The 19,165-nt window shown below is 38.2% G+C and carries 15 protein-coding genes and 1 pseudogene; 5 read left to right on the forward strand and 11 right to left on the reverse strand.

Going from position 1 to position 19,165, the window contains the following annotated elements; translation table 11 throughout:
* Positions 1–23: 23 nt before the first annotated feature.
* The 6 genes from cas9 to DWV85_RS05395 form a co-directional block, all read right to left on the reverse strand.
* Positions 24–4,220, reverse strand: a complete 4,197-nt coding sequence (cas9, locus tag DWV85_RS05370) for a type II CRISPR RNA-guided endonuclease Cas9 (RefSeq protein ID WP_123138223.1) — start codon at positions 4,218–4,220, stop codon at positions 24–26.
* A gap of 419 nt (positions 4,221–4,639) precedes the next feature.
* Complete coding sequence (locus DWV85_RS05375) at positions 4,640–5,215, reverse strand: hypothetical protein (RefSeq protein WP_004694483.1); 576 nt, start codon at positions 5,213–5,215, stop codon at positions 4,640–4,642.
* A 35-nt stretch (positions 5,216–5,250) separates the two neighbouring features.
* The gene (locus tag DWV85_RS05380; protein WP_038125637.1) at positions 5,251–6,471 is read right to left on the reverse strand and encodes a hypothetical protein; all 1,221 of its coding nucleotides are present in this window, start codon (positions 6,469–6,471) and stop codon (positions 5,251–5,253) included.
* A 662-nt stretch (positions 6,472–7,133) separates the two neighbouring features.
* Entirely contained in the window at positions 7,134–7,535 is a 402-nt protein-coding gene (locus DWV85_RS05385) for a hypothetical protein (protein WP_243632528.1), read from the reverse strand.
* A gap of 32 nt (positions 7,536–7,567) precedes the next feature.
* Positions 7,568–8,137, reverse strand: coding sequence for a hypothetical protein (locus DWV85_RS05390; RefSeq protein ID WP_165851646.1), 570 nt, complete (start codon positions 8,135–8,137; stop codon positions 7,568–7,570).
* A gap of 8 nt (positions 8,138–8,145) precedes the next feature.
* Entirely contained in the window at positions 8,146–8,718 is a 573-nt protein-coding gene (locus tag DWV85_RS05395) for a hypothetical protein (protein ID WP_004694476.1), read from the reverse strand.
* A gap of 273 nt (positions 8,719–8,991) precedes the next feature.
* On the opposite strand from DWV85_RS05395, the gene DWV85_RS05400 reads away from it, so the two are divergent.
* Positions 8,992–10,410: a sodium:solute symporter family protein gene (locus DWV85_RS05400; RefSeq protein WP_123138225.1), complete on the forward strand. Its 1,419-nt coding sequence runs from the start codon at positions 8,992–8,994 to the stop codon at positions 10,408–10,410.
* 646 nt (positions 10,411–11,056) lie between these two features.
* Here the strand turns inward: DWV85_RS05400 and dcuC are convergent.
* The 5 genes and pseudogenes from dcuC to DWV85_RS05420 all read right to left on the reverse strand — a co-directional run bounded on the left by dcuC (position 11,057) and on the right by DWV85_RS05420 (position 15,951).
* A complete protein-coding gene (gene dcuC / locus DWV85_RS05405) occupies positions 11,057–12,418 on the reverse strand; it encodes a C4-dicarboxylate transporter DcuC (protein WP_120055135.1) in 1,362 nt (453 codons plus the stop codon).
* A 29-nt stretch (positions 12,419–12,447) separates the two neighbouring features.
* The gene (locus tag DWV85_RS05410; RefSeq protein ID WP_243632531.1) at positions 12,448–13,608 is read right to left on the reverse strand and encodes a M20 family metallopeptidase; all 1,161 of its coding nucleotides are present in this window, start codon (positions 13,606–13,608) and stop codon (positions 12,448–12,450) included.
* Positions 13,609–13,783: 175 nt separating this feature from the next.
* Complete coding sequence (locus DWV85_RS05415; protein ID WP_243632536.1) at positions 13,784–14,296, reverse strand: IclR family transcriptional regulator C-terminal domain-containing protein; 513 nt, start codon at positions 14,294–14,296, stop codon at positions 13,784–13,786.
* 33 nt (positions 14,297–14,329) lie between these two features.
* Positions 14,330–14,476, reverse strand: a pseudogene (locus tag DWV85_RS09375) (helix-turn-helix domain-containing protein); the annotation flags it as partial.
* Between the two features lie 368 nt (positions 14,477–14,844).
* Complete coding sequence (locus DWV85_RS05420) at positions 14,845–15,951, reverse strand: amidohydrolase (RefSeq protein ID WP_058948318.1); 1,107 nt, start codon at positions 15,949–15,951, stop codon at positions 14,845–14,847.
* 197 nt (positions 15,952–16,148) lie between these two features.
* Here DWV85_RS05420 and DWV85_RS05425 point away from each other — a divergent pair, with 197 nt between their 5' ends.
* The 4 genes from DWV85_RS05425 (at position 16,149) to DWV85_RS09325 (ending at position 19,124) form a co-directional block, all read left to right on the forward strand.
* Positions 16,149–16,829, forward strand: a complete 681-nt coding sequence (locus tag DWV85_RS05425; protein WP_058948319.1) for a nucleoside recognition domain-containing protein — start codon at positions 16,149–16,151, stop codon at positions 16,827–16,829.
* Positions 16,816–17,280 (forward strand): YjiG family protein, encoded by a 465-nt coding sequence (locus DWV85_RS05430; RefSeq protein WP_058948320.1) that lies wholly within the window; start codon positions 16,816–16,818, stop codon positions 17,278–17,280. Before DWV85_RS05425 ends, DWV85_RS05430 begins: the two co-directional genes overlap by 14 nt.
* 369 nt (positions 17,281–17,649) lie before the next feature.
* The gene (locus DWV85_RS05435) at positions 17,650–18,954 is read left to right on the forward strand and encodes a cytosine permease (RefSeq protein WP_058948321.1); all 1,305 of its coding nucleotides are present in this window, start codon (positions 17,650–17,652) and stop codon (positions 18,952–18,954) included.
* A 5-nt stretch (positions 18,955–18,959) separates the two neighbouring features.
* Positions 18,960–19,124 carry a hypothetical protein gene (locus DWV85_RS09325; RefSeq protein ID WP_165850987.1) on the forward strand — a complete coding sequence of 55 codons (165 nt, stop codon included), beginning with the start codon at positions 18,960–18,962 and terminating at the stop codon, positions 19,122–19,124.
* Positions 19,125–19,165 lie beyond the last annotated feature (41 nt).

Raw genomic sequence — 19,165 nt, forward strand, 5'->3', positions numbered from 1 at the left:
CCCCTAATACTAACACATTCGTTTTAAACTATAGTTACTTCATTAGAATATAATCCTGTAATGGATTCATTGATAACTTTAAATTCATCTTGATTACTTATTTTACTCCCCACAGTTGATCTAGATGCTGTTATTCCTAAAGGCTTAACTTCAAAAGTAGTTTTTTGATTTGTTAATAAGTTTAAAAGCTCTATCAAATGAATACTCTGTTCTTCTAAAGACATTTTTTTAAATAAACCATATCCCTTTTCTGATAATTCATCTGCTTTATTCCCTTTCATCTTTTGATATATAGGCATTTTAAGTTTACTTACCAAGTAATCAAAGAACTCTATATTTTTCTCTTCTACGATTCTAACCTCTATCGTATGCTTATTATCAAGAGCTCTTGTTGATACAACATTTGCCTTCAAATCCTTATTATCTTTTCTCATATTATTAAACTTCTCAAGCACTTTGAGGTATGGAATCCATTCATTTGAAACAATGACTTGAATCGCATTATCAATACAGAATTTACTATTAGTCTTCCCGCCCAAATAGTAATAGAACCCATTAACCTTAACAAGTTGATTAATACATAGCTTTCTATAAATAATAGAGATATCTTTCGCTTGTGGAGTGATAGAGGCTACATAATCAATCAAATCTTGATCTGTTATATTTCGATTTGTTAAATAAATCGGTAGTGGCACAATCTCTTTAACAACTTCTCCCTTTTTACCAATATATTGAACAATAATAGAATAGGCATTCTTAATTTTTGTCATGCCACCATATTTAGTTACATCTGCAAATACGCTGGATTTTGTTTTCATTCCAATATAAGCGCCATCTTTAGCCTTCGCTGCGACAGTGGCTTTATATACAGTTGCATCAGCTAAGGCACCAGATTGTTCTAGCAATCGTTTCGTAACACGAACATCATTACTAGTCATCATTTTGTTAACTGTATCCATGCTTGTTTTTACATCCCAAGCTTTTCCATCTTTAGCATTTGTGCAATTTACATCATAATTGAACATCTTCGCTAAATTATATGTACGATTAGCTCCATTCTTTTTAAAGAATGCACGGAAGTTACGAGTAAATCTTTCATGATATACATTACCAACAACAATATTTAAATAAGCATCTTTAGCATGATGGTGATGATTCAATGAGCGAACTTTGATAAAGTTATTATCATGACGGAAGTCTGTTACATTTTCAGCCTTTACAAAGACTACATCAACACCTGGGTAAAGACGACGCAGTAATGTTGTGGCAGCCTTAACAGATTGATTAGTTTCTACTAGTTGACGAGCAATAAAACCACTTAAATCATCAGCTGTAAGCGGTGTAATGCGAGTAAGGCGCTCATATTTCCGTTCACTAATAAGACCTTGTTGCTTTAAGAATATCCAGAATGCCTTTTGTGTTTTTTGAATTTCTTTACTAATTGGATATGTATCTGATTTCTGAGCATTTGCAGTTCGTTTACATAACACTAAGTTATCAAAACTATCATCCTTGGTAAGGCTACGAGGATAAATATGATCGATATCATAATTATCTGTATTTAACAGACTTAGCTCTATAATCTCACCGGTATAAGCACAACGCCCCATTTGAGTATAATATAGATACAACTTTTTACTTCTTAAAGCCGCATCATCATATTTAGCCAAACTTGCCTTCAGTTCCCCAAAGATTTCATTACTAAAGCCATTTAATAACACATCATCCTTTTTTATCGCTGCATATAAATCAGATAATCGTTTTTGACGAGAGTCTTTTTTCTTTTTCTCGTTTTTATTTGACCGTGTTACTTCTACAAAGATACGAGCCGGTGACGCTTTTTTAATATGTGCAACCTCATCAACGATGCGCAATGCTTGCCATACCGCACGTTTAACAGCAGGTGAAAGCGCTAAATCATCGATAATATCATGAGGGTCCACGATTTGATCTTCTGTTAATTTATCATTTATCTCTTGAATACGTTCCATAAATGAAAATCTATCGCCTAATAGTTCCATCAAGTTATAGCTAAAATCACGCATTGCTTCAATAATGGTTACAGAAGTACCGTCTCCAGCCTTATCACAGCCATCGATACCATTTAGTAATTTCTTAGAAAGACGTCCCCAATCTCGATATCTTAATTTTGACAACTTTTTGATAGCTTCATCATCAAGGCGCGAAGAAAATTTATTACGCAATGTTTCACGTAACATTTTCTTACTTTCACCAAAGATAGTAATATCCGCAATAATGTCTTCAGCCATAGATCTATCAAAACCATCGCCAAGAATACGAACCATATCACGATAAGAGGCTAAATCATTTTTAATTTCTCCATCAAGACCTGTAATCTCAGGTTTATGCTTCTCAGGGATATAATTATTATCCTTTAAGAATTGCTCTATACGATTTTTAGTCATCTTCTTATGGTCTTGCTTAAATACGGCCTTAATAAGATGCGCTTTTACCTTTGTCTCTAATGGTTTACCATCAATACGTACATTATTAAGTTCGTTAAGCAACATAAACTTACTATACAAAAGTGATGATTTGGGCAGCACATCCTCGCCCAAAAGGTAAGTGCATTTATTAGTAAGGTTTTTGATAAAAGCTGCTGCTGATTTTTCCCGATCAATTTTATCATCAAAATTCCACGGAGTTACTCGTCCAGACGCTTTACGAACCGCCCAAGCAAAACCACCGTTATCTACATTATGATGAGTATTTAAAGGCCCTACGTAATACGGAATGCGAAACTCTAGCATTTTAATGAGTTTATCTGCTACAGAATAACCATCTGCCACTACATTTAAGAATGGGAATTTAGATTTACATGTATCAAGAATAGTTTTAAGCTCTTCCAAATGTAATTGATATGGAATAACACCATTATCTTTAATCCGCTGTAATGGCAATAACGTTTGTAATTCAATTTCACTAAGAATATATTCTTTATCCTTAGAGTCTGGTAGTCCCTCTACGACCTTTTTAGTGTACTTATAAAACTCTTCGCGATTACAACTTGTTTCCTCTTTACGACCTTGTTTAATATAGTGTACATAATTGTGTAGACCTTTTTCATCAACTTTGAACATGGTATTGTAAATGCTTCTATCCGACTTTAGTAAAGATTTCAATATAGCTAAATCATCTTTATGCTTGTTGAAAGCTTTTACCTTAGATTCAGAAATAGTAAGACCGGGTTCTTTAATGGACAGGAGTATAATAGCATCATATACAGATTTACAATCATCAATAATATAAATCTCATCACTCCAAGCTTTAGCTAGCTCATCTCGTTTATCGTCATATGTGTCTCCTGTTATTTGAAGCTTTTTAAGGTCTTCTTCTAACTCTTCTACAGAGCCGAACAAGTCTATAAGACTAGCATTTAAACCTAATACTAAATTTGCAAATGCTTTAAGTCTTTTTTTATCTTCTTTGACTTGATCTTTTTGAGTTTTACTAGAAGTATCTACTGTATCAGTAGCTATATATGTATCAACCAAATGTTCTATGGCTTTGGCTTTATCAGATTTTGTTTTTCCAGCCTCCATAAGGATTTGCCCTATAGAGCTAATAGCAGAATTACAATCAAAGCAATTAAATGTAATATTTTCTAAAGCTTGTTTAATAACATCATCAAGCGTTGAAGCATTAGAGTCAAATGTAGCCCCTTCATAAAGGAAGTTACCACGATATTTTAAAATATGATGTACAGCTAAAAATAGTTTGCGAATATCATCAGTACCAGATTTCATCAATTCTGAACGCAAATGATAAACAGTAGGATACTCTTTAAAATAATCTTGATCATTATAGTTTTTATCGATAAACAAAATATGTTTTGAACTATGACCGGTCGTTTTATCCTCATAGTGGTACTTACTTTCACGAAGGCGCATAAAGAATGTAGGATCCACCTGTGCCATAGCATCAGCAAACAATTCTTCTAATAGTTTTAAGCGTAATTTACGACGTTCCAAACGACGACGCATGGACCGGAATCCACGACGTGCTACAGCGGATTCTCCCTCATCAAACAAACGACTTCCCCACATTTTATGAGATCGAAATTTCAGCAACTCATAGGCCTTATTGGTTACTGCCCAGCCCACTGAGCTTGTACCAATATCTAACCCCACAAAATAATCTTTAATTGGATATCCTTTCAAATGACTTGAAATAAGTTGGTTCGATGCTTGCGTTTCCATAAGTCCTCTCCTTTGGAAATTAATAATTGACATTCATCAAATGCTTAACTATACTATAATTAATCCAACTAGTTTTGGAGGTTTACAGAATTACATTACGAGTTCAAATACAAATTAATTTACAATGCCTTCGGGCTGCCCGACGTAGGGCACCTACTCTCAATTCTTCGGAATTGAGTTTTTTATTGCCAAAATTTACTATTTAAACGTGATATATAATCTATAAGTCGCCAAACACCGTATAATTAACTTCATTTTAGCATAAAACAATAAATTAATTCATATGTTTTTCATAAATCTTATAATTATACTCATAATCGAGTACATAAAAGTTAATAAATAGTTATGTTTATAAGTAAAGCCGAGCTACTCAAAATTTAACGTAGCTCGGCTTTTTCGTCTCTTTTATTCTAATATAATTATCTATAAATCATAATTTTACTTACTTTATCGCCTTTTTGTTCAAATTGTATGCCATGCATCATATCCGTACGATAGCGATATTTCCCATAAAACCATCGATTATTAGAGTCTACTAAATCAGGTCTACCGTATACATTAAGGACTTTTCGCATGGAGTCGCCTACGGCAATGCCTCTATGTGTTGTGGCATCACGATTCTCGATCATCATATAGGTAACAACTGACTCTACACCATCCATTTTAAAACTCCCAAAGGTAACACCACCATAGGTGAGTCCTCTACTAGTTTCTTTAGTAGGCTGCCCCAAACTTGCTTTCACACTATCAAAGGTATTACCTAATGAAACACCAAGAACCATCATATCCTCATCTGGTAAGTTAGCACCTACAAGTTGTCCTCCCGCATAATGAGTATACTGCTCAGCTTTCGGCCAATCGTAAGACTGTTTCGCTGCATTTGTTTCAAGGCGATCCCACGTTTTGCTCAACCAACTTGCATCTGTCACATAACTATAACCACTTACCAATTGCAGGCCGATAACAAGCCCCGTAATCATGTATTTTCTTTTCATGTTCTCTCTCCTGAACGATCTTATAAACAACTGAATTACATTTTATCTTTACTTTGCATACGGATTACTTTATTCCGCAGTGTCTCAACATTTGCAAAATCAGAATATTCTACCGTATTACGCAGCTGAATATGAGAATATGGCGTAGCCCCATCAATATAAACTAAGCTCATTATATATACATTCTTGTCATCACGTAAGAATCGATGCATTAAAGACGTTTTTCCTGGTTGATAGTTATCTACTAAAAGACTAGGAACGCCATTATTCCAAACAGATGCTGATTGAATAGGTGCATCACCTATGATTTGACTTTCTGGCTTTATTTCCGAAATCTCGTCAATAAATGAATAGATATATTTATCATCTACTTTTACAGGTTTCTTAGCTACAATAAGTCGGATACCTGATCCACGATAGTCTCTCATTTCGGCAGAGTCCTTTAACGATTTCTGTGCTATTAGTTTGAGCCCTTTAGGAATACGATATGTGAAATTATCCCATTGAATACTTTCACTATAATGATCCATGTCATCTAACGATCGAATCGACGGAATTACATAATTACTCATAACGTGCTCGAGCTTGCCGGTAACAGGCTGATTTTTGTAGCTAAGACCTACCATATATTCTTGATTCGGTTGATTAAATAAACCAACTACAGCAACCATAGCAGGCGTATTCTCACCGAAAGACTCAGTTTCAATAGCCCATTTACCATGTGTGATACCCGGATATGTAAACTCCCCTTTTCGCTCTGATTTTAATTTGCCTAATGCATCATCATAATTCTGTTTTGTACCAATCGCAAAAAATATGGAATTCTCTCTTACAATAGATAAACGTTCACCATCACTGCGTTTTGGGTAATACTTACTTGCTAATAGTAGTCCAGGAACAGATGCCCGAATGTTATTACGCTCATCATGCAACAACACAACTGCAGACTCATTAACAAGTAAGTCCATCAACTTCTCCGAATCGCTTGCTATCTGATTGACTTCATCTCGTGTTAGTCCCCAGTCAGTTACATACATGTCCATGCGTTTTTTAGATTCAGAATGTAATTTTATAACATCACTAGCTCCTACATTGCTCAAGCTACCGGCCCGATAGTTTTCATAGGCATTGGCAGGGATATTCGCATCTGCCCCTGGTATAGGTGGCTGTCCTGCTGGCACTTCTATCTGTACAGCGCTTACATTCATGGTGAAAGCAGCTAGTACAGCCATGATAATCAAACTTTTACGTAACATAAAACCCTCTCTTTTTTCTCTCACATTACAACATAAATAAGCACAACCTTATTAGCATAAGTATACTATGTAAACAAGGCTGTGCCTATTATTAATAATTTTATAATTTAGTATATGTATGATATATCTATAATTGGTATATATAAGGTTTATCTCCATTTGACGATATATCCCTTTATCCCTATAATATAAGTAGATAGTCAGACGAGTAGTGACGTCAGGCTCATCTCACAAACAAATAACATGTAGAAATGGCCTTTTCGTTTTATCTAATTTCCGAAGAAACGAAGGGCTATTTTGCTATTTCTAGACAAATAAGCGCCACAAGTGCTCCAAAGGATATCATGACTGATAAAATCCCAAGGATAATCATAATGATTTTATAACCACTCATAAGCAACCCTCCCTTCAAAAACGAAGAGAGGCCCAACCTCGCCTAACTATCCTAAGTCTATTATAGAACGAACTAATATGCGATACAATAAGCATTATATTATATAAATATACGAATAAACTAATAAAAGCCAAGTTATTCCTAACTATGAATAGCTTGGCTTTTACATTATGTAAATAAGTTAAAAATATATCAGAAATCTAATATGCGTATTTAGGAGCTTTCAAAAGCTAATGAAATATCAGTCCAATAATAATCAGAATCGGAGCTAGGTAAGAAACACAAAAATAACAATAGCTAAAACAATAATAGTGCCATACATTAATATCCCTAGCTTTATAACAAAATCTATACTATAAAAGATAAATGTCCCCACTAAAGATTGGTCTTTCAAAGAAAAGTACCAAGCTTTCACTCTATAATAAATTTTTGGTTTATCAAACGCTGGATATAGTTTCTCATGCCACAAAATAAGCCACGGTAAAACCCAAATATTCCCGAAGGTAAATATCAATACTGGCAAATAATCCCTTAATGGATATGCTTCTAATACATATCGATCATAGAGCAATGTATAGAAAGCCCAAATAGAGATTCCCCAAATAAGTAAAAGCACAAGCTTTATTAGGAGTCCAAAAACAAGTTTTATCTTTAATCTATGTTTATTCACTGTTTTAACCACTCTAGTGCCATACATAAATATTACAACTCATCATCATAAGATAGTCCAAAGATCTTTTTATAGATCAAATTAGGCAATTTATATTTTTCATCACCAAATTCAGCAGGTAGAATCATAGCTTTTAGATTTTCTGCATATATACGTTGTTGGCGAATTTGTCCATTATTGTAATAGGTACCGCCATCATTAACGGTCCCTGTAATTCCTGAACTTCCTTGCTTTGCACGCCAAATAGAGATATATGGGGTCTTATCACCTTGTTTTAAACTTTTATCATGATCATTAATCAAATGGCGCAAAGAACGATCCATTTGGTAATCGTATTGTACTGAAAGTCCTTGAATCATATTCGCAGCAGGCATGGAAACATAAATGACGGCTTCAATACGACGATGGCCATTCGGCGCCGTTACAGACTTAACAGATGAAAGATCCAAATATTTTCCATCTCCTCTTCCAGAGTCAGCACTCGAATCGATGTGTTCAAATCGTTCTGCGTTTAATAAGTCAGCTTGTGATACGGCTTGGATTTGCATTGGCAACACGAGGCAGCTTAGTAACCATAGTGAAAGTAAATATATGCGTTTCATCATCCACCTCATTGGGCCACAATATCATCAAAATGCTGCTGATATACAGATACAAACATAGCATCCGCTATATCATATATAATAGTATTATTACGGTTAAGTGGGACCTTACGCGTATCGTTTACATAATGCATTGGCTTTGTCGCCCCATCAAATGTATATCTCGCTACATCTACCCCTGTCATAGCTAAACCAGACTTACTTTCACTAGCCTCAATCAAAGCCAGCATAGACGGGCTCGGATTCATGATACGAGACGAATGAATAAGTGTCGCTAACGAATAGTTAGTATCATAATCCACGGTGAGCTGTCTCTCATTGATGATAGATTGATAAGACGTATCCATCACAATATAGTAAGTCCCGCGCAAGGAATACTGTGGCGGTGCATAGCGTAGGGCCTCAATCGAATAAGTGTTTAAATAGATATACAAGCCACCACTCTCTATGGGCCCATTCATCGACTGAGAATAAACAAGCTTAAACTGTGGCGACGTTTTCAATTCCTGATAAGTAATTGCCTCTGTAGGCATGGTGAAAGCCAGCAACACAAGAGCTAGCATCAAAATACGTTGAATCATAAAAACCTCTCTCAAAAAATAAATCTTGTCTCTCAATAAAATAAGCACAGTCTTATTAGCATAAGTATACTATGTAAATAAGGCTGTGCCTATGATTAATAATTTTATAATTTAGTTCCTAATATATATACATTCTCCAACGTTCCAAGAAACTCCTCTTTGTATTTTCCCCAGTTTTTATGGATAATTAAACTATACTTGATATATGCACCGCAAGTAGTAAGGGTGATTTAGTATGAATCTCTAGATAGTGTAAATTTTTGGAGGTGTCATATGGATTCTCTGACTATTATTTGGGTTATTGTTTGCGCCTATTTATTACTGAATTTATTAGTCGGCGTGTATTGTCATATTCGTGTAAAAGATAGTACTGACTATCTACTCGCAGGTCGTCGTATTGGGGTTCTTATGACGGCAGGCACATTAGCGGCTACAGAAATCGGTGGTGGGAGCACCGTAGGTGTAGCAGCGAAAGCGTATGGTTCGTGGGGCTTATCTGCAGGTTGGTACGTCGTATCTGCAGGGATTGGTGTTATTCTCGTTGCTTTCATCGCACCGCTCTTACGGCGTGCCATGGCAACAACTGTACCGGAGATCATCGGCCGTCGCTTCGGCGCGTCTAGCCATCTCATTACTTCCATTTTGTCCATGCTGGCAACAATTACACTAGCAGGCGTACAGATTACAGCAACTGCAACCATTATTAGCGTTCTCACCGGGCTTTCAACAGAGCTGGCTATCCTCATCTGTGGCGCGGTACTCGTAATTTACACCATGTCTGGCGGCATGTGGAGCGTAACGATGACGGACGTAATCCACTTCTTCGTTCTCGTTGGGGGCTTCTCCCTCGCGGTACCGTTTGTGTTGCACAATGTAGGTGGCTGGGAATCGGTAGTGACAAAATTGCCACCTGAACAGCTAGGCTTTACAAAGGTGGGTTGGAAAACCATCATCGGTCTTGTCATCATGTACTTCATGACCTTCTCCACTGGGCAAGAGTCAGTTCAGCGGTACTTCGCAGCGAAAAATGAAAGAACGGCCGTTCTCGGTTCTATCATTTGCGGGATTATTATGGCTCTATTCGCCTTTGTTCCTGCCGTATTAGGCCTTGTAGCATTAGCTGAGTTTCCGAACATCGAGGCGAACAATGCGGTGGCAACGGTAGCACTTAACCTCATGCCTCCAGTAATGGCAGGCTTCGTTATGGCCGCCGTCGTATCGGCCACACTTTCATCAGGCGCAGGCGACCTCTTAGGCGCCGCAACAGTATTTACTAAGGATATTGTGGAACATCATTTTGGTAAAAGCCTCACCGATGCTCAGCTCACTAGATATAGCCGTCTATGCGTACTATTCCTCGGTATCATCGCTATCATAATCTCCCTCGTAAGCAAAGCCATCATTCCGATGCTCGTATTTGCTTTCACAATGAGATCCGCTGGCCCATTCGCCGCATTCCTATTAGGTCTCACGTGGAAAAATGCAACAGCTGGCGCTGGCATTTGGTCCATCGTGCTCGGCTCCATCGCAGGCGTGTACTGGGAATTCGTTGGCAACCCATATGGCATTATGTCCATCATCTTCGGTTCCATCGTCAGCCTCATCGTCTTTGTCGCTGTGGTATTTATTGAGAGATCCATGGGTAAACCACCGGCTCCTCCGGCTATACCTGATGATGTAAAAGAAATATAATCAATTTATTATAATCTGTAACTTAATAATAGACTTAAAAGTGCTATAAAATTACAATTATAAAACCAAAAACTCCTATCGGTGAAAGCCAATAGGAGTTTTCTCATTTTACAATACCATCATCAAACTGTATGCCATACACGTGTTCATCATAATTTGACGATATATAATAACCTTACTATAATATAAGAAGATAGTCAGACGAGTCGTAACGTCAGGCGCATCTCGAAATTGAAAAAAGATTAGGAAATGGCCTTTCAGTTATCTAGTTACACTAGGCAACGGAGGGCTATTTGTCTTTTGTGAGACAAATAAGCGCTATTAATGCCCCAAAGGCAATAACAACCGTTATTACCTGTAATAAGAGCATGATTATTTCATAATCACTCATAGGCTTATCCCTCCCTTCGATGACGAAGAGAGGCCCAACCTCGTCTAACTATCCTAAGTCTATTATAGAACGAACTAATATACGATACAATAAGGAACGAATAATAGGGATATATAGATAAATATAAGAAAAACTCCTAGAGAATTAAACCAATGAACTGCACCCCAAAATTGGACACAATTTTTGGGGTGCGGTTCAAAATAAGGTAGAGCCTTTATCTATTTTCTTATTTATTTATAAATTACCAACTTCAAATTAGTGAATAATCCAAATAGCAATTGTACTTGTAATGAAGGTAACAATTACAGGTACGCTTGTACGTTTTACAAGATCGAAACTAGAGATATTTGCAATACCAGCTACAGCAATCATAACAGCACTAATTGGGCTGAGTAGGCGGCCTACGCTCGCTGCATTTTGCATACCGAGAAGGATTGTTGTCGCATTACCACCTAGGTCAGCTGCAAAATTTGGAACCAATGGAGCAAATGCAAACATAGATGCAACGCCAGATCCCATTACGATACTTAAACCTGTAATAATTGTAGATACAATAACACCTACTACATCAGCAGAAATAGCAAGGCCTTGAATAGCAGCAACGAATTCTTTTACGATGCCCAAAGAAGTTAATCCGAAAGCAAACGTTTCACCTGCAACGATCAATGTTACAGTGTTAGCAAATTGGTCGCCCATACCTTTGAAGAAGGTTTGGATGCTAGCCGCCATTTTACGGAAGTCGCGATGACGGATAAGTTCACAACCCATAGCGATAAACAAACTAAGGAACATCGCAAGGTTTACATTCATCTTAACACCTTGAATACCATATTCACTGAAGCCAAGGATAAAGATTAATGGCAACAATGGTAAGAATATATATGGTAATGGACCAACTTCGAGGTCATCAGATTTATGAGCCTCCACATATTCCGTAGGAACATGGCCAGACTTTTTATCCAAGTATTTTTGCCATACGAAATGAGCAATAGCAGCCATTAAACCACAGATAATATATACTTTCAACTGATAATCTACAAAGTACTCATGAACAGGCATGTTTACTGTTTTGGATACGAGCAATGTAGTGGCAGAGGCAGGACCGATGTCGAGCAAGTGACCTGTAGCAACAGCCGCTGCAGCACCTACAGGACTAACACCTAAGCGTACAAGAATTGGGAAGATTGTCACCATCATAAGCATTGCAAGGCCAGAAGCACTTGGAATTACAAGGGACATGAACATATTTAGAATAAATGTAAGCGCCATTACTAGGTATGCAGATTTCATTTTACCAAGTGGTTTAATGGCTGTTACAACAAGGCGAGAGCTAGCACCAATGTGGTCCATGTACTTCGCGAAACCAGTACAAGTCATGATCATGAGGCCAAGGTTCGCCGCATCTTTAGCAGTAGTAATATTAATAAATTCAAATGCATCAAAGAAAAGAACCCCTGTAGCCTTTTTTGCTTCTACAAAAGATGTTGTATAGCCAAGCAAGTACGCGGCAAACATCATAATGAGACCGCCCAATAACAATACAGTTTGTGCTTTAAACTTCTTAATAACCAGTGTTCCCGTTATGGCTATAACCAATAAACAAACTAATAAATTCATACATGTTCCCTCCATTCACAACACAATACTTAAAAGTTTTCCTTTGCTTGTTTGAAATCCTCTTGGATTTTTTCTAGCAAGCCCGGTGTTTCAAGGATTTCCTCCACGGATAAAGCTATGCCCTTCGCGCCATACATGATAGCATCCTCTGCGAGTTGGCTTTTACCATTATCTAACCATTCTTGAGAATGACTCGTCACACCCTTACCTACGAATTTCACACGCAAGCATGCACCTGGCACGCGGAACGTAACACTAGAGAAATCGGTGGATCCTGTCACCTTACGAGGCTCGGAAATCTCTGGGGCCCCTACTTTTTCTGCATTTTTTAAAAGTATATCGTTCAAGGTTTGTACATTGACTTTGTTGTCGTACGCCTTAACCTCTTCCCATTCCATCGTAGCGCCCACCTGTAAAGCCGCACCTTGCGCCACGTCTTTCACACGAGCCACAACCTCGTCGAGACGAATGCGACTAGAGGAACGAATATACCATTGGGTACACGCATAATCAGGTACGATGTTCGCGGCTTTGCCACCGTCAGTGATAATGCCGTGCATGCGAACCTCAGTCGGTACGTGCTCGCGCAAGTACTCCATGCCGTTAAAGAACAACAACACCGCATCTAACGCGCTGATACCCTTCTCTGGGGCAATCGCCGCGTGAGCAGACTTGCCGTGGAACTTGATATTAACGAGATTTAGCGCCAAAGACTTGCCGTCTACCGTGGTCGTATCGCTGCCATGCATCATGAAAGCGAGATCTAAATCGTCAAACACGCCTTCACGAGCCATAACAAGCTTGCCGCTCGCCGTTTCCTCTGCAGGCGTACCGTACACAACCAACGTGCAAGGTACTTGCAACGTGCGTTTCAAAGCGATTGCCGCCGTGCAAATAGATGGACCTTGCAAATTATGACCACATGCGTGCCCCAAGCCTTCAAGGGCATCGTACTCGCAAAGCAAGCCGATCTTAGGACCTCCACCGTTTACATAGTATACCGCTCTAAACGCAGTCTTAAGACCACTCACCTCGCGGTCAACGGTGAACCCTTCCTTCTCTAATAAATTCGTCAATAACTCATGAGCTTTAAACTCTTCATTTCCGAGCTCAGGATGATCGAAAATGAAATCATTTAACTCCTTCATGGGCTTTCTTAATGCTTCAATCTCTTGTAAAAGCTGACTCATTTCTACCTCCAACATACACACTTAAAAATCCTAAATTCATACAACTATAAATACAAATCTTATGAGAATTGTATCTAATAACACAAGTCGTACCCGTACTTAATACATTTTAACGCACTTATATTTGTTCCGCATAATGGAACGTTATTCCATATACTGAGCAAAAAAAATAAATTTATAAGGTCGCCCCCATGTGTTTGGAAATAGTTTGACCTAATACGATCATCACCGATAAATACTCATTGACACGCTCTTCTGTGTAGTCCCCTATAGGACCAGAAATAGTCATCACCGCCTCTAACTTATTGCCAAAGGAAAAGATAGGAACTGCGATGGACGCCGCATCAGGCACACGATTGCCTCGAGTCACCACATACCCATCATGACGAATTTGGGAGCTTTCATCAGCACTCATATCCGTATCCTTGAAGTCCGCTAGATAGGCACCAAAGATCTTGCCAGCCGCCCCTTTAAAGATAGGATAAACCGTGCCGATTTTGATATCGTTCCGCAACGGCTTGTCCGCCGCAACGCGCTCGATACAGATGCGATAATCGCCCTGTGCCAAGAATAAATTCACGGACTGCTGCAACTGATCGCGGATAGCCACCATGTATGGCTGTGCAATGGCACGCACATCCAAAGATGTAAGAAAGGACTTTGCCATCGGCAAAATGCCCCAAGACAAATGATACTTCTTGGCCCTATTGAACTCAACCCAATGATGCGCCTCAAAGGTCTTGAGCAACCGATGGACAGTGGCCTTGGGCAACGCCGTCGCATTCGCCAATTCGGTCACACCCAGCGGGCCTGCCTCTAATAACTTGAGTATCTCTATACCACGCTCTATTGATTGAACCATATTCATATCCAAAGAAACATACTAGATTATTACCGTTTAATACGTTTCTATACTCTACTAAAACTAATGATAAATTTAACAATATACATAATCCCTTAGATCACTTTTGATGCCTCTGAAAGACATAAAGTGCATCTAAGTCATTACAAACATAACAATAACACATTCATGAAAAATTTAAAAATGACTATGTTGCATAAGTCGTAGTTTCACTACCACAAAAAGAACCATTAACACAATCCACCGTATTGTGTTAATGGTTCTTTTAATATAACTAAAATTTTATAGAAAGATTGCATTATAGCCAAGCTTTAAGTATTATCCCTACAACAGAATTAAAACTCATGTGTTTCTCCAAGCTTAGCAACAAACACTTATTCTCCTAATAGCCGTTCTACTAAATCGATCCAAATAGAAACACCATTTTCTAAGGCACTTGTATCAAAACTCATGTCAGGATGATGCAAACCTGGCCGCAAATTACACCCAAGCCCAAAGAAACCTGCTTTTAAGCTTGGCTTTTCCACAGTGTAAAAGAAGAAATCTTCACCACCTGGTGTGTAAATTGGATCAATACAGTTGCTTTCACCAAGAATAGAAGATATAGAGTCAGCTAATAGAGCCGTTGCCTCATCATTTAACTCAGCCGCAGGAATACGGAAAGAATCCAAAACCTCAACAGTCGCACCGATAGAAGCAGCTGCCCCTTCAATAGCTGGTAAAAACTTAGCACAAAGCTCATCCATCGTTTTATTATATTGTGCACGTAAATCCCATGTAACAACCGCTTTCGCTGGAATCGCATTCGTTACGCCAGAGTCACAAAGAAAACGAGTCGCCTTAACACTATAATTATCAGTTGGTTTTAAATGGATAGCATTAACTGCATTAACCGCTTGAACCGCTGCATCCAAAGCATTAATCCCTAAATGAGGGCGGGCACCATGAGCTGGCTTGCCATGAAAAGCAATGACCATACGGCAAGAGGATGCATAATGAATCGCAGGGCTAGCCTGCCCATTTTCTGCTTCTTCAAATGGACGTACATGCGCACCAAAGATGTATTCTACATCATCAATAGCTCCACCCCTAATCATACTAGTCGCACCAGAACCTAGCTCTTCCGCGGGTTGGAATAAAATCTTTAACTTACCTCGTTTTACTAATTGCTTTTCTTTAATAATTTGAGCCGCAGCCAACAACATTGACATATGTCCATCATGACCACAAGTATGACGAGATACATGTTTACCATCGATAATATGACCAAGCGCATCCATGTCGGCACGAAGCGCTACCACAGGACCAGGTCTACCGCTATCATAGATACCGATGATACCCGTTTCTCCGCCCACATTACGTGTTACATCGTAGCCGTAACTTTTCATTTTTTCTGCTAAAAATGCGGAAGTCTTGAGTTCTTGAAAACCTTCTTCAGGAATTGTATGTAAATAATTATAGAAATTTAATACTTCACTCATCGCCAACACCTCTTTCTATAGAATAGCGTCTAACACATTAATTATACTACACAAATATCTGCTTTTAAATCAGTTTAAATAAAAACTTTTAATAATATATATAACTTTTATAAATGATATTCTTGCACTATTTATTATCTCTACTATATAATTATAAATCATATAACTCTATGTGTTTTATGTAGGAGGTTAAAATCATGAGTGACCCTAACAATGAGAAAAACTATACTCAATTTACTAAGAAGGTAACTGTCGGTTGCTATATTGCATTAGCTGTAGCAATCCTATTCTTCTCCGGATTACTTAACAATGTAGAAGGTTTTAAATGGCTCTCTGCTTTAGACTTTGCAACTATTTCTGGTAAATTTGGTACCATGGTTAACCCTGCAAAAAACACCTTTATTGGGGAAGGTGGCGTCAGCGCTCGCGCAGGCTTCCTCTTTGCCTTGGGCTTAACACCAACAGTTATGTTGGCATTGGGTGTACTTGAGATTTTAGAACATTACGGTGCAATCCGTGCAGCCCATAAATTAATGACTCCATTATTGAAACCTATTTTAGGTATCCCTGGATTAACTGGCCTTGCAATGATTACGGACTTACAAAGTACAGATGCAGGTGCAGCGATTACCAAAGACCTTTACGACAACAATCTAGTTAACCGTAAAGAATTAACAATCATGACGGCATGGCAGTATAGCGGTGCGGGCATGATTAACAACTACGTAGCCATTGGATCTGCTATTTTTGCGTACTTAACAGTACCAATTATCCTTCCACTCATCGTAGTATTTGTTATGAAGTTCTTCGGTGGTGCCGTATGTCGAATCGCACTTAATACAGTATTCAAGGGAGATTTCAAAGATGAGCAACAATAAAGAAACAAATAATCCATTTGATATATTTATTCGTGGTGCACGAAAAGGCTTTACGCTAGCCACTCAAAACTTATTACCAAACGTATTGATGGCATACACACTTGCCGAGCTATTACGTATCTTAGGCATCATGGCATTTTTAGGTAACCTATTTGCTCCTGCAATGGCTTTATTTGGTCTTCCAGGTGAAAGTGTAACAATCTTGTTAACAGCTTGGTTATCCTACTCTGCTGGTATCGGCGTTGCAGTTAACTTACTTTCTAACAATACGATTGATATGATACAAGTGACTATTTTGGCTCCAGCTCTACTCTTAATGGGCTCCCAAATCCAATACATGGGCCGATTACTAGGTGTAGTTGAAGTACCTAAAAAGTATTGGCCAATGCTTATGACGATCAGCGTGGTAAATGCATTGATTTCCATGGTTATCATGAAAATATTTGTATAATATCAAGACAACAGAATACTTTAGCACTAATACAATAATTGAAACAAACCAAAAGGCAGTACTAATATAAAATATAATAGTACTGCCTTTATTCTTTTAACAAGATACCGAATATCTATATCACTATTAAAATATAGAATATGTCTCATTCTCAACATTGCTTAATATGCATAATATACATATTGAATATTCATTCTACGTATGTTTTAATGAAGACAAATACCATTCGTTTATGACAAATTAAATATGTATCCTTTATTAGAAAAATTCACTATATTTACACTACATAATAGGTCTTTACTACCATGCTTATATAAATCTTAAAACGCATCATGGTAGCTTTTTTATTACGTAAAGGAGTATAGATGTATGAGTAAGGAGAAATTAGAGTTTGTTGAGCCAGTTGATACGAACACAGATAATGAGTATTCTAGGAAGCCTGTCCCGTTAGGGGCAAGGAAGTCCTGCTTTTCTCTCACTATCGTTTGGACTGGGTTTGTTTTTCTTGTTACTAGTATGATGGCTGGTGGCGGGTTAGCTGCCGGGCTGACTTTCAACGAATTACTATTAGCCATGATTCTAGGCAACATTTTCTTATGTATCATCGCAGGGCTAGTGAGTGTAATCGCCTATAAAACAGGTCTTACCTTTGCCCTTTTGACTCGATACAGCTTCGGTCAGGAAGGATCTAGAATTGCCTCTCTCTTCGTACCTATCGTCAATCTAGGTTGGTACACGATTCAAGCGGCTTTATATGGACATTTTATTGCTCAAGTTTTTAACCTTTCCTACACAGGCGAAATCATTGCTATGATGCTCAGCGCCGTTATCATGGGTATCTTTGCGGTTCTCGGTATTAAATCCCTCGCCGTATTCGGCTATATTGCGATTCCATCTATCGTATTCCTTTCACTAGGAACAGCGGCTCGCTCCGTTCAAACAATCGGTGGCTGGCAAGAACTATTTAACTATGTGCCATTGCAACCTATCGATTTACTGTCAGGCATTACCATCGTTATCGGTACATGGATTCTATCCACTGCTACATGTATCGCAGATATTATGCGTTATGGTAAAAGCAAGAAAGATGTTATTACAGCGAGCACAATCGGTCTATTGGGCGGCAATACGTTGATGATTAGCTGCGGTGCTATCGCAGGCGTTGCTATGAATGATGGGGACCTAATCAACGTACTATTAAGCTTTGGCCTCGTGTTCCCAAGCTTACTATTGTTGACTACAAACATCTTTACAACAAATGGTGCAAACCTATATTCCACATCATTGAACCTAGCCAACTCTTTCAAACTAAACAGAAATATTATGCTAGCCGTGCTCATTGCTATCTCTGCATTAGCAACAATGACACAACCATATAAAATCGACTCCCTCTTTGTATTCTTAAGTACACTAGGCATCATTGTTCCTCCACTATGCGGTATTATTTTAGCGGACTTTTACCTGGTTCATCACGGAAAATATATCGATTACAACAAAGCGACTTTCAAAAAATGGAATCTAGTTCCATGGATCACATGGGCCATCGCATTAGTCTGTGTTAAATTCATACCATTCGGATTGGCTTCGCTGAACGGGATTGTAATCGGTGCTTTACTGTACGCAGTCATTACGTATATTGTTAAACCTAATGTTGTTAGTGAAAGCAAAGGGTGATTATCATGGCAATTCATAAACTATCTGCTATACTAGGCACAATTATTATGGGCATCGGATCCTTTATTACCTGCCTAGCCACAAGTGAAAGCGCCATTACCCTTGGTAACGGCATGCTCGTGGTGAGCATTATTATGATGGGATTTGGATATTCAAAATGGCAGCCGTAATTTAATAAACATATAAAACGTAAAAAAGAGACTGTTTTGTA

Origin of the sequence: Veillonella sp. AF13-2 (assembly GCF_003603295.1) — a bacterium.
GTDB lineage: Bacteria > Bacillota > Negativicutes > Veillonellales > Veillonellaceae > Veillonella > Veillonella parvula_E.

What these genes read in the sequence shown, in the direction of transcription:
- DWV85_RS05420 (WP_058948318.1), bottom strand. Translation starts at nt 15,951, where the DNA reads ATGAGTGAAGTATTAAATTTCTATAATTATTTACATACAATTCCTGAA.
- DWV85_RS05430 (WP_058948320.1), top strand. Translation starts at nt 16,816, where the DNA reads ATGAGCAACAATAAAGAAACAAATAATCCATTTGATATATTTATTCGT.
- DWV85_RS05410 (WP_243632531.1), bottom strand. Translation starts at nt 13,608, where the DNA reads ATGAGTCAGCTTTTACAAGAGATTGAAGCATTAAGAAAGCCCATGAAG.
- dcuC (WP_120055135.1), bottom strand. Translation starts at nt 12,418, where the DNA reads ATGAATTTATTAGTTTGTTTATTGGTTATAGCCATAACGGGAACACTG.
- DWV85_RS05380 (WP_038125637.1), bottom strand. Translation starts at nt 6,471, where the DNA reads ATGTTACGTAAAAGTTTGATTATCATGGCTGTACTAGCTGCTTTCACC.
- DWV85_RS05435 (WP_058948321.1), top strand. Translation starts at nt 17,650, where the DNA reads ATGAGTAAGGAGAAATTAGAGTTTGTTGAGCCAGTTGATACGAACACA.
- DWV85_RS05390 (WP_165851646.1), bottom strand. Translation starts at nt 8,137, where the DNA reads ATGAAACGCATATATTTACTTTCACTATGGTTACTAAGCTGCCTCGTG.
- DWV85_RS05400 (WP_123138225.1), top strand. Translation starts at nt 8,992, where the DNA reads ATGGATTCTCTGACTATTATTTGGGTTATTGTTTGCGCCTATTTATTA.
- DWV85_RS09325 (WP_165850987.1), top strand. Translation starts at nt 18,960, where the DNA reads ATGGCAATTCATAAACTATCTGCTATACTAGGCACAATTATTATGGGC.
- DWV85_RS05375 (WP_004694483.1), bottom strand. Translation starts at nt 5,215, where the DNA reads ATGAAAAGAAAATACATGATTACGGGGCTTGTTATCGGCCTGCAATTG.
- DWV85_RS05425 (WP_058948319.1), top strand. Translation starts at nt 16,149, where the DNA reads ATGAGTGACCCTAACAATGAGAAAAACTATACTCAATTTACTAAGAAG.
- cas9 (WP_123138223.1), bottom strand. Translation starts at nt 4,220, where the DNA reads ATGGAAACGCAAGCATCGAACCAACTTATTTCAAGTCATTTGAAAGGA.
- DWV85_RS05395 (WP_004694476.1), bottom strand. Translation starts at nt 8,718, where the DNA reads ATGATTCAACGTATTTTGATGCTAGCTCTTGTGTTGCTGGCTTTCACC.